Below are 11,638 nucleotides of genomic sequence, written 5' to 3' on the forward strand. Positions count from 1 at the left end.
ATGTCACACAGCATTCCGCAGCCCCTCGACACCACGACGGACGTGCCCGCGCGGCCGCCCGCCGCCCCGGCCGGCCCCGGAGCCCGGCCGTCCGGGCCACGGACCGGCCTGCCCGCGCTCGTCGCCCGGCACGCCGAACTCGACCCGCACGCCCTGGCCGTGGTCGACGGCGACACCACCCTCACCTACGGCCGGCTGGTCGCGGCCGGTCGTGCGCTCGCCGCACGCCTGCGCGCCCACGGAGTGACCCGCGGCGACCGGGTCGGCCTGCTCACCACCCGCTCCGCCCGTACGATCGTGGCGCAGCTCGCGCTGTGGTGGGCCGGAGCCGTCTGCGTGCCGCTCGACCCGGCCCAGCCCCGGCCGCGCACCGAGGCGATGACGGCCGACGCGGAGGTGACGCTCACCGTCGGCGACGCCAAACTGCTGGACGCGTCCGTGGCCGCCGGCCCCGTGTTCGCCCTGCCGGAGGAACCGCTGACCAGCACCGGCCTCCCGGAGGAAGTCGACCCGGACAGCCCGGCGTTCATCATGTTCACATCCGGTTCCACCGGACGCCCCAAGGGCGTCGCCGTCCCGCACGGCGCCATCGCCGAGCTGGTCACCGCACCGGAGTACGTCACCGTCACCGCGCGGGACCGCGTCCTCTTCCACTCGCCGATGACGTTCGACGCCTCGACGTTCGAGGTGTGGGCGGCCCTGGCCAACGGCGCCGCGGTCGTCGTGTGCACCGTGGAGCGCCCCACCCTGGAGGACCTGGCCCGGCACGTCGAACGCCACGGTGTGACGGTGGCGTTCTTCACCACCGCCCTCTTCCACCAGCTCGCCGCACGCCGGTCCCGCGTCTTCGACCAGCTCCGCTCGGTCGTCGTGGGCGGTGAGGCCCTGGCCGCCGCCCAGGCTCGCGAGGTGCTGACCGCGTTTCCTTGGCTGGAGCTGGTCAACGGTTACGGACCCACCGAGACGACCACCTTCGCCACCGCCCACCGGGTCACCCGGGCCGACTGCGACGGACCGGTACCGATAGGCCGGCCGGTCGCAGGCGCGACCGTGCACGTCCTGGACACGGACGGCCGCCCGGTCGCGGACGGGGACCGGGGAGAACTGTGGATCGGCGGCAGCAGGCTGGCCCACGGCTACACCGGACTGCCCGCGCTCACCGCCGAGCGGTTCGTCGACCACCCCGGCACCGGACGGCTCTACCGCACCGGGGACATCGTCTCCCGCCGCCCCGACGGCACGCTCGACTTCCACGGGCGCAACGACGACCAGGTGAAGGTCCGCGGATTCCGCATCGAACCCGGCGAGGTCGAACACGCCCTGCGCGAGCGGCCCGACGTCGACGACGCCGCCGTCACCGTCGACCGGGCGGGCACCCCCGAGGCGCGCCTCGTCGCCTTCGTCGTACCCGCGCCCGGCCCGGTGCCCCGGCCCGCGGCGCTCCGCGACCGGCTCGCCGACGTCCTGCCCGCCCATCTGGTGCCCGACGCGGTCACCGTGGTGGAGCGGCTGCCGCTCACACCGTCCGGCAAGGTCGACCGGCACGCGCTCGGCGGACTCTCCGGTACGGGCGGGAACGGTGCGCCCGATACGCCCGCGGACCCGCTGACACCCCTGGAGCGGGCCGTCGCCGACGTGTGGGGCCGGGCGCTCGGCAGCGAGGTCACCCGTGCCGACGCCGACTTCCTCGCGCTCGGCGGCCATTCGCTGCTCGCTCTCGCCGTCACCGACGACCTGCGTGAGGAACTCGGCGTGGAGATCGCCCTCGCCGACTTCTTCACCGCCCCGACCGTCGCCGGCCAGGCCGCCCTGGTCGAGCGCGCCCTGCTGGCCGCGCACGGCGACCTCCACCCCGAGACCCCGGAGCACAGCGATGCCCACTGACGCCGAACCCGTGCCGCCGGCCCGGCAGGAACTCCAGCGGGAACTGCTGCGCCGCGCCCGCGCCGCCCGGCGCACCTCGGCCCCGTCCGCCCCGTCGGCGCCGGGGGCGACCGGCGCAGGGACCGCCGCCGCAGGAGTGGCCGGGGAGGCACGGCAGGACGCCGCCGCCCGCCCCCACGGCACGCCGCCCGACCCGACGCGGGCCGGCTCCGCGTCGCAGACCGGGGACGGCGGGCCGGCCCCGCTCTCCCGCGCCCAGCGCCGCATGTGGCTGATGGAACGGCTCGGCGGCTCGGGCGACTCCTACCACGTGCCGTTCGCCACCCGGGTGCGCGGTCCGTTCGACCCGGCCGCGCTCGGCACCGCGCTGACCGGGCTGGTGCGCCGGCACGGGATCCTGCGCACCCGCTACCTCCAGCACGACGGCGAGCCGTACCAGGAAGTGCTCCCGGCCCCGGAGGCCGTGCCCGTGCCCGTGGCCGGCAGCACCGTGGCGGAGGCCCGGCAGGCTCTGCAGCGGGAAGTCGCCCGTCCGTTCGACCTCGCGGCCGGGGAGGCGGTACGTGCGCTGGTCCTGCGCCACGGGGAGCAGGACCACACCGTCCTGCTGACGTTCCATCACATCGCCGTCGACGGCGGGGCACTGGAGACGGTCGCGGCTGAGCTCGCCGCCCTCTACACCGCGGCCGTCGACGGAACCGGCGGGCACGGCCTCGCCGATCCACCGCAGTACGCCGACCACGCGCGCCGCGAGCAGGCCACGACCCCGGGCCTCGAGGAAGAGCTGCGCCGCTGGAGCGGGCTGCTGGCCGAGGCCGCCCCGCCCCGGCTTCCCCGCCCGGCGCCCGCTCGGGACGGCGCCGTGCGGCGGGCGGCCGTCCGCACCGTGCCGCTCGCCCCACGACTGCCCGACGCCCTGCGCGCACTGGGCGCCGAGCGGCGCGCCACGCTCTTCACGGTGGCGCTCACCGCGGCCTTCGCCGCCCTGCACCGGCTCACCGGCGACGACGACCTCGTCATCGGCGTGGCCGGCACCCACCGTCGCGGAACCGCCATGCGCGGCCTCGTCGGACTGTGCGTCAACACCCTGCCCGTACGGGTCGACACCTCCGGCGACCCCTCCTTCGCCGAGCTGCTGGACCGGGTGCGCGACGCGCTCCTGGAGGCCCAGCGCCACCGGCACATCCCGTTCGACCTCGTCCTCGAACGCCTCGGCTCCGGTGCGCGCGGCGTCGACGGAACCGCGCTCGTCCGTGTCACCTCGGACGTCCTCGGTGAGCCCACGGTGCTGCGGCTGCCCGGCACGTCGGCGGAGTACGTCGACGTGGTGGCCACCGGGGCGAAGTTCGACCTGTCCTTCGGGCTGGGGCTGGGCGACCCGGCGGAGCCGGTGGCGCTCGTCCAGTACGACCGGACCGCGCTGGACGACGCCGTGGCCGAGGCGACCGCCCGGCACTACGCGGCGCTGCTCGACACGGCGGCCTCCGACCCGAGCCTTCCGCTGGGCGGGCTCCCGGCTCCCGACACGGCTCCGGGCTCCGCCACTGTCGCCGGGTCCGGTCCGGCCACGCCCGGTGACGCACCGCCCGTCGGACCGGCCACGCCCGGCGACGCATCGGCCGCCGAGGCCGCGGACGGTCCGCCGGCCTCCGTCAGCGGGCACGACGCACCGGCCGCCGCGAGCCCGCGGGACGAGGCGTCCGTCCGCGAGGCCGGCACCGCGGAATCCGGGGCCGGCCCCGACGTCCCCCGTGAGCACCCGGCCGCACGCACCCTGCGCGCCCACCCGCGAGTCGCCGACGCCGCGGTGGTCCACCCCGCCCAGGGACCGGCACTGGCCTTCGCCGTACTGCGCGACGGCGTCGGTCCCGCACGCGACGACCTGATGGGCCTGCTCCGGCGAACGCTCGCCCCCGAGTCCGTGCCCGCCGCCGTCACCCTGCTCGACGTGCTGCCGCGCGCGGCCGACGGCACGGTCGACCGGACCCGGCTGCCCGGTCTCCCCGTGCCGGACGCCCCGACGGGTCCGCGCGCCCTGGCCGTCACCGAGGGCTTCACCGCGCTGCTGGGTCTCGTACCGTCCCCGGACGACGACTTCTTCGCCCTCGGCGGCCACTCCCTGGTCGCGGTGCAGCTCGCCGAGCGGCTGCGCACCGCCCTCAAGCTGCCGCTCACGGGACTGGACGTGCTCCAGGCGCGGACACCGCGGGCGCTCACCGCCCTGCTCGACGGCCGGGCGACCGAGCAGGCCGCCGCGACTGCCGACAAGGCCGCGAAGGCCGCGAAGACCGCGTCCGGGCAGGGCCGGCCGCGCGCCACCCGTGCCGGCACGGTGCTGGTGACCGGGGCGACCGGTGGCGTGGGCACCTTCGTCCTGCGTGAACTGGTCGCCCGAGGGCGGCCCGTGCTGGCCCTGGCCCGGCCCGAGTCGGCCCATCTGGTCGCCGCGGAGGGCGTCGACGTCGTGGAGGGCGACCTCGGCGATCCGGAAGGGTTGCGGGACGCCGTCGCGGGCGCGGACGCGGTCGTCCACGCGGCCTGCACCTTCACCCGTCCAGAGGTCGACCTGGCGGCCATGGCGGCCATGACGGCGGCCTGGCGGCGCGGTCCGTTCGTCTTCGTCAGCAGCGTCGACGCCTACGGCCACCCGGAGGGGGACCATGTCGCCGAGGAGTCTCCGTCGTACGAGCCGCTGAGCCCGTACGGGAGGGCCAAGCTCGACTGCGAGACGATGCTGCTGAGGGCGGCCGGGACCGGGGGACGCGGGGGAGCCAGCGCCGTGCGCTCACCGATCGTCTGGGGCGCGCACGACAGGCTCCGCGATCAGCTTCGCTGGGGCGCCACCGGCCGCCTCTACCAGGCCGCCCGCGAAGGCGGACCGATCGAGCTGCCCCGCCCGGGCGCCTGCGGTCGTCCCTGGTACGGCGTCGCCTGGGTGCACGCCGCCGCACTGGCCCGGGCGGTGGCAGACTGCCTCGACCGGCCCGTGCACGGCGTCGCCAACGCCTGCAGCGGACACGTCTCCTGGCGGGACCTGGCCGGGGATCTCACCGAACTGCTGGGAACCCGAGGCGAGTTCGTCGAGAGCGACGGGACGACGCCCCGTGATCTCGACCACCACTGGCACTACGACAGCGCCCGCCTGGCCGCACCCCTCCGGGCTCGGCCGGGTGAGGACCGCAGGACGGTGCTGGCGGAGATGGTCGGCGGCATGCCCGGCGGCGACGGCTGAGGTCGCGGCGGCGACGACGGCCGGGACGGCGGTGCCCGGGGTCCGTGAGGGCCGCCGGGCGCCGCCGTCGCGTGGACCCGCCCGCCCCGTCGGCGAGTGCCCGTCCCGGGGACCGTCCGCCGACACCGGCCGGGCCGGACGCCACGGTCGGCCGGGACGCGTGGCGGCATGCGGACGCGAGGGTCATCCGCCGGTCGTGCGGAAGCGCATGAGCAGCAGGGCGATGTCGTCGACGGGGTTGGGCACGTGCTGGACGAGCGTGTCCGCCAGGGCGTCCAGGTCGGCGGGATCGGCGCTCCGGAGCAGGTCGCCGAGCGAGTCGAGCGCGTCGTCCGGATCCACCCCCGGCTCCTCGACGAGGCCGTCGGTGTAGAGGAGCAGCACGCACCCGGGTGGCAGGGGAAAGCCCAGTGTCGGGTAGTCGGCCTCCGGGTCGATGCCGAGGAGCAGGCCCGGTGGCACGGTCAGCACGTCGGTGCGGCCGTCGGCATGCCGCAACAGGGGCCGCGTGTGCCCGGCGGTGGCCATGCAGAGCTCCCGCCGGGCCATGTCCACATGGGTGTAGAGACAGCTGGTGAACAGATCGCTGTCGAGGTCGATCAGCAGACGGTTCGTGCGGCGGAGGACGTCGTCGGGAGGGGCGCCGGCGGTGGCATGGGCGTGCACGGCGGTGCGGACCTGGCCCATCAGCGCGGCGGCGTCGATGTTGTGCCCCTGGACGTCGCCGATGGCCGCCGCGGCGGTGGTGTCGTCCAGCCGGATCAGGTCGTAGAAGTCGCCGCCGACATCGAGGCCCCGTCCCGCGGGCAGGTACCGCGCGGTCACGTCGAGTCCCGGCACACGGGGGAGGCTGTGGGGCAGCAGCGCGGCCTGGAGACGACGGGCGACGTCGTGTTGGGTGTCGTACAGCCGGGCGCGTTCCAGGGCCTGGCCGATCAGCCCGGCGAGCGAGGTGAGGACGGCCCGCTCGGTGGCCGGGAACCGCTTGTGCCGGTCGTACGCCAGCACCAGCGACCCGATCGGCCGTCCGGACGCGATCAGCGGCAGGACCGCCCAGGACTCCATGCCGTCCCGGTGGACGGCCTGCGGATGGGCGCGCCTGAGCTCGGCGAAGTCGCCGAAGAATCCCGCCTCGCCGGTGAGCATGGCGCGGGCGGCCGGAGTGTCCGGCGTCAGGGGGATGTCGTCGAAACGCTCGATGAGCGCGTCGCTGTAGCCGCGGTGGCCGAGGACCCTCAACCGCCCGTCCTCGGCGGCCAGCAGGGCCATCGCCTGCGCCCCGAGTGCCGGCATGAGCTGGTCCGCGCTCTGCGCGACGACGTCCTTGACGCCGGCGGCCTCGGTGAGTGTGGCGGCCAGATGCATCAGGTGGTACAGCACGGTGGCGCGGCTCGGTCCTGCGGGCGGCGCGGCCCCCGGCTCGGGCACTTTCGGGCCGGGGCCGCAGGGAGTGATGCGGACGCTGATGCCGGAGGCGTCCGGGTACAGCTCGAAGGTGAGCCGGGTGTCCGGCGGGCGAAGCGCGGTGAACGAGGTCGGCATCTTGCTGACCAGGGCCGCTCGGTAGCGGTCCTCGACCTCGGGCACGTCCGTCCACGGCAGCGCCTCCCACGGCAGTGCGCCGAGCAGGTCCGCCGGGTCGGCGCCGACGAGGGCCGCTGCCTCACGGGTGATGAAGGAGATCCGGCCGTTCAGGTCCAGGGCACAGGACCCGCCCGGCAGTCGCTCGACGAACGCGGCCAGCGCCTCGGGCGGTCCCAGCTCGCGGTCCGGTTCCGGGGCGATGGTGCGGGGACGTTTGCAGGGCACCAGTTCGCCGGCCTCCGCGGCCGCCCGCAGGGCGCGACCGAGTCGGCCGCAGGCGGTCTTGACGAGCGCCCGCTCGTCGGAGCCGAGCCGGGCGGAGTGCGATCCCGGCCACAGCAGCACCAGCCCGCCCTGAAGGGCGCCGCCGTCGGCCACCGGCGCGGCCGCAAGCACGAAGTCGTAGGGCAGCACGAGGGACGGCCTCGGGTACCGCCGCGCGAATTCCTCCGTGCCGCCCACCCACACCAGCCGTCCTTCCCGCACGGCATCCGCCACGGGAAGCGGATCCGTCAGCGCCACCCGGATCCACGGGGCGGCGATGTGGCGGGGAACGCCCGTCAGGACCGCCAGCCACAGGGCGTCAGCGCCGGTCTCGAGGACGTACAGCATCGCGGCGGAGGCGCGGGAGTCCCGCACCACGTCCACCAACGCGGCTTCCACGTCCCGGCCCGGGCCCACCGCGGCACGCGGACCGGCGGGCCTGCCGCTCATCCGATACGCCCCGCTCATCCGAACTCCCCGGTCACCCGGCGGTGGTCCGCGTGTCGAACCCCGTGCGCGGCCACGTCCACGGCTCGCCCACGCCGGCCTCCGTCAGGGGCCGGAGGGCATCGGTGCCCGCAGCCGTACGGGCCGTGGGTCTCCCGGCACCGATGGTGGCCGCAGCTCCCTGCGGTGCGCGGATGCGCGACGCCGGCGGCCGTGTGCGGCCGTGTGCGGCGCTTCCACCGAGCATCGCCCATATGCGGACCATATGCCCGCCCGCTGCCGAGGACACCCGGGCAGCCGGCACGCACCCCGGGGCGGCCCGCGGCCGTGCGCACGGGGTCACGACAGCACGGCACGCAGTGATCCCCGGTCGGGCACCGGGCGACGTGCGGGCCGCCCGGCCTTCACGGACGGCCCGGCGGCCCCGGCGCGGCCGGGCAGATGGCCCGGCGGCCTTCCCGGGGCCCTCACCAGCGCCCCCTGCCCCGGCCGTCGTGACCCCCCGTACCCCGTACTGGCTTCGTGGGGCGCCGGGCCCTGCGGCCCCGGCGAGGCCGTACGCCCACTTGCCGCGCCCCGCCCGGAGGCGGTGACCTCCGGCGCTGGCGTCGGAACGCATCGACCCGTGTCCCCGGCCCGGCCCGGCCCCGGTCCGCTCCGCGGATCGCGAGCCACCTCCCCGCCACCTGGGAGAATGGGGCACGGGAGACACGACCTGCCCGGACGCCCGCCGCGGGCGCGCCACGACCCGCCGACTCCGTACCCGACCCCGAGGAGCGGTTGTGGAATTCGCGGTCCCGAGGACCTTCGGCACCGACCGGGGGATGCGCACGGCACCGCCGGGCACGGTATGCGGGGAGCGCGCGTCCGAGCCGTTCGGGTTCCGCGGAGACGGGGCGCGATGCCTGCCCTGACGAGCGCCGAGGCGCGGGAGCGGTTCGCGGCGGCCCGGGTGGCCCGGCTCGCCACGGTCGGCACTGCGGGCCGTCCGCATCTGGTCCCCGTCGTGTTCGTCCTGGAGGGCGACACGGTGATGACGGCCGTGGACCACAAGCCGAAGAACACGACGCGGCTCAGGCGCCTGGCCCACATCGAGGCCGCACCGGCCGTCTGTCTGCTCGCCGACCACTACGAGGAGGACTGGGACCGGTTGTGGTGGGTCCGCGCGGACGGGGAGGCACATGTGCTCCCCGGGGCGGGCCGGTCCCCCGAGGCCGCACGCTGTATCGCATTGCTGACGGCGAAGTACGGGCAGTACTCCGGCCGGCCTCCCGCGGGCCCCGTGGTTCTGGTCGACATCGTGCGCTGGAGCGGCTGGCGTGCATCGTGAGGGCGGGGCGGGGCCGGCGTCGAGGCAGCCGGCCGGGGTGCGGGCGACCACGCCGGTCGGCCCTGGGCCCGCTGCCGGTACGGCCGGTAATGCGGTCGACCCCCGACCGCCGTGGGAGCTAGCTTGTGTCGGCATGACCACCCTGGAGAGGATCCACGACGTCCCGGTGATGCTCTGCGCGGCGGAGGGGAAGCCCATCGCCGGCGAAGCCGACGCCCTGGACCTCATCGGTGATGCGATGTACCAGGGCGCTCGGTGGGTCGCCGTGCCCGCCGAGCGGTTCGACGAGTCGTTCTTCGTGCTCCGCACCCGCGTCGCCGGTGACATCGTGCAGAAGTTCGTCAACTACCGGCTGGGCCTGGCGATCGTGGGCGACATCTCGGTCCGCACGGAAGCCGCCCCCGCCCTCCGGGACTTCGTCCGTGAATGCAACCGTGGCCGTCAGACCTGGTTCGTCGCCGACGGTGGGGAACTGCGGGAGCGACTCAAAGGCTAGGAGCTGCCGTCTGCCGTCTGCCGTCTGCCGTCTGCCGTCTGCCGCTCGGCGGCCGGTGGGCGGCCGTCACGCGGTCGCGCCGGACCGGCGCGGCGGCGCGCGCCCGTGGCTCGCGCCGGGGGGTCAGCCCGTGGGGGAGGGGGCCACCGCGGCCGGCGGGGCGAGTACGTGCTCGCCGTAGAGGTCGTGGACCCAGTTGGTCTGGTAGATCGTTTCCAGGTAGCGCTCCCCCAGGTCCGGTGCGATGGCCACCGCGGTCGGGTTCTCGTCGCCGTGCGCGGCGAGCCAGCTCGTCGCGCCGCTGACGACCGTTCCGGTCGAGCCGCCGAAGAGGAATCCGCGCCTCGCCAGCTGATGACACGCCCGGATGGTGTCGGCCTCCGGGACGTGGACGACCTCGTCCACGTACGAGGTGTCCAGCAGTGGCGGACGGACGCTGGTGCCGAGACCGGGGATCATCCGCCGGCCCGGGGTGTCACCGAAGGTGACCGAGCCGGAGCTGTCCACGGCCACGATCCGCACGGGGCGGTGCCACTCGCGGAAGTAGCGTGCGCAGCCCATCAGCGTTCCGGTCGTCCCGGCACCGACGAACAGCACGTCCAGGTCGGGGAACTGCCGGGCGATGGCCGGAGCGGTCCTGCGGTAGTGGGCCATGCCGTTGTTCGGGTTCGTGTACTGGTTCAGCCATACGTAGCGGTCGTCGGACGCGCACAGAGCCCGCACATGGTCGATGCGAGCCCCGAGGAATCCGCCCTCGCCGGGCTCGGTGACGACGTGCACCTCGGCGCCCAGGGCCTCCATCAGCAGTCGGGTGGACAGATTGCAGCGTGAGTCCGTCACACACAGGAACCGGTAGCCCCTGCTGGCGGCGATCATGCTCAGTGCCACGCCCAGGTTGCCCGACGAGGACTCGATCAGGACCGAGCCCGGTCCCAGCAGGCCGTCGCGCTCGGCGGCCTCGACCATCTCGGTGGCGGCCTTGAGCTTGATCGAGCCGGCGAAGTTGAACCCCTCGCATTTCAGGAACAGCGGGTGCCCGGAAAACGACTCGAGGTCGACGTAGAGATTGTCTTCGTTGAAGTCCTGCGGGGCGGATATGACAGGCACGGCGGCCTCCTGTCAGGGCGTGGGAATCGGGGACGAAAGCCGTTCGGGTGGCGCCCGAACGCTCCTCCAGTACGCCCGACGGGAAGCCCCCCGTCATGCCACCGGAATTCGGGGCTTGACATCGAAGCATCGTGTGCATGTCCGTGCGATTCCACTGCCTTTGCAGGTCAGAGCCATGATCGGGCAACCGGATGGGATCGCGGGCAGGCGGCGGGAATGCGGTCGTGGCTCCTGTCGGGGTACGCCTTCCGTGTCAAGTGGCGAATTTCCGTAGCAGGACGGAACCGGCCCCGGCAGGGCCTACTGGATTGCGTTCGGCTCCGGCGGAACCCGCATACGGGATCCGCTGTCGGGGCGGCCCGGTAAGAGCCGCCCCGGGGCGGACGATTCCAAGGGAAAAGACAGTGCAACCGTGCGGATGGCAGGTGAGCGACCGATGTGTTCGCGGTTCCGTGAGCAGGACGAGGCCCATGACCCCGTCCTTCCCGAGCGGCCCCTGTCGGGCACGGGCACGGCCCTTGGGCCGGCCCGCCAGGGACAGCCTCCGAAGGAGGCAGGCAACGGGACCGTGCGCCCCTCGGCCGCGAAGTTCCCCCTAACGCACGGTGGGGTGGCAACCCGGCCCGGGAAGTACGGGACCACGGGGCCCTCCACCACAAGGCCGTGACACAACGCCACCATCCACCACACCGCGGCCCGGAACACGCCCACCGACGGCCCACCGGCACCGCGACTTCACCCCACACACCACCAGAGCAACCGAGGAAAGAAACGATGGACATGCATGCGGACACGGGCCGGGAGTTCTGGTGCGAGGTGCTCGGCGCCGGAGGACTGACCACGATCCCGAGGTGGACGACCGAACCGGCGCCGGGGAGCGCGGAGCACATGGCCCGGGTCCCGGACGAGGTGGCACAGGGCCTGCGGCGACTGGCCGAGGAGCTCGGGGTCCCGGTCACCTCACTGGTGCTCGCGGCCCACGCTTACGTGCTTGCGGTGCTGTCGGGCGAGGACGAGGCCGTCACCGGCTTCGTTCCCGCCCCGGGTGCTCCGGCCCTGCCGCACCGGGTGGCCACCGACGTCCCCTCGTGGCGGGCCCTCGTCCGGGACACCCATGACGCCGTGACGCGGATCGTCGAGTACCGGGACTTCCCCGTCGAGGACCTGCGCCGTCGGATGGCGATCGCGGGGCCGGTCACCGAGGCCGAGTTCGATCCCCACGGGGTCGGTGGGGACGTGGGTGGCGGGAGGGTGCTGCGTGTGTCGGTGGTGGAGGGGGTGGGCGGGGACGTGG

Annotated in this window: 6 protein-coding genes and 1 pseudogene; 5 read left to right on the plus strand and 2 right to left on the minus strand. The window is 74.8% G+C overall.

Annotated features, from left to right (window positions below; genetic code table 11):
• Together AB0J10_RS20810 and AB0J10_RS20815 are read left to right on the plus strand one after the other, a co-directional pair.
• Complete coding sequence (locus AB0J10_RS20810) at positions 1 to 1,884, plus strand: non-ribosomal peptide synthetase (protein ID WP_363063642.1); 1,884 nt, start codon at positions 1 to 3, stop codon at positions 1,882 to 1,884.
• On the plus strand, positions 1,874 to 5,116 hold the full coding sequence (locus AB0J10_RS20815; protein WP_363063643.1) for a condensation domain-containing protein: 3,243 nt from the start codon (positions 1,874 to 1,876) through the stop codon (positions 5,114 to 5,116). The genes AB0J10_RS20810 and AB0J10_RS20815 overlap by 11 nt, the downstream gene beginning before the upstream one ends.
• Before the next feature lie 183 nt (positions 5,117 to 5,299).
• Here AB0J10_RS20815 and AB0J10_RS20820 read toward each other — a convergent pair whose 3' ends face one another.
• Positions 5,300 to 7,414 carry a SpoIIE family protein phosphatase gene (locus tag AB0J10_RS20820; RefSeq protein ID WP_363063665.1) on the minus strand — a complete coding sequence of 705 codons (2,115 nt, stop codon included), beginning with the start codon at positions 7,412 to 7,414 and terminating at the stop codon, positions 5,300 to 5,302.
• 898 nt (positions 7,415 to 8,312) lie between these two features.
• Here AB0J10_RS20820 and AB0J10_RS20825 point away from each other — a divergent pair.
• Together AB0J10_RS20825 and AB0J10_RS20830 are read left to right on the plus strand one after the other, a co-directional pair.
• A complete protein-coding gene (locus AB0J10_RS20825; protein WP_363063645.1) occupies positions 8,313 to 8,741 on the plus strand; it encodes a TIGR03668 family PPOX class F420-dependent oxidoreductase in 429 nt (142 codons plus the stop codon).
• A 133-nt stretch (positions 8,742 to 8,874) separates the two neighbouring features.
• Positions 8,875 to 9,237 (plus strand): DUF4180 domain-containing protein, encoded by a 363-nt coding sequence (locus AB0J10_RS20830; RefSeq protein ID WP_363063647.1) that lies wholly within the window; start codon positions 8,875 to 8,877, stop codon positions 9,235 to 9,237.
• A 123-nt stretch (positions 9,238 to 9,360) separates the two neighbouring features.
• Here AB0J10_RS20830 and sbnA read toward each other — a convergent pair whose 3' ends face one another.
• On the minus strand, positions 9,361 to 10,344 hold the full coding sequence (gene sbnA, locus AB0J10_RS20835; protein WP_363063649.1) for a 2,3-diaminopropionate biosynthesis protein SbnA: 984 nt from the start codon (positions 10,342 to 10,344) through the stop codon (positions 9,361 to 9,363).
• A 774-nt stretch (positions 10,345 to 11,118) separates the two neighbouring features.
• Here sbnA and AB0J10_RS20840 point away from each other — a divergent pair.
• A pseudogene (locus tag AB0J10_RS20840) lies at positions 11,119 to 11,638 on the plus strand (non-ribosomal peptide synthetase); the annotation flags it as partial.

Source organism: Streptomyces sp. NPDC049887, from assembly GCF_040656535.1.
GTDB lineage: Bacteria > Actinomycetota > Actinomycetes > Streptomycetales > Streptomycetaceae > Streptomyces.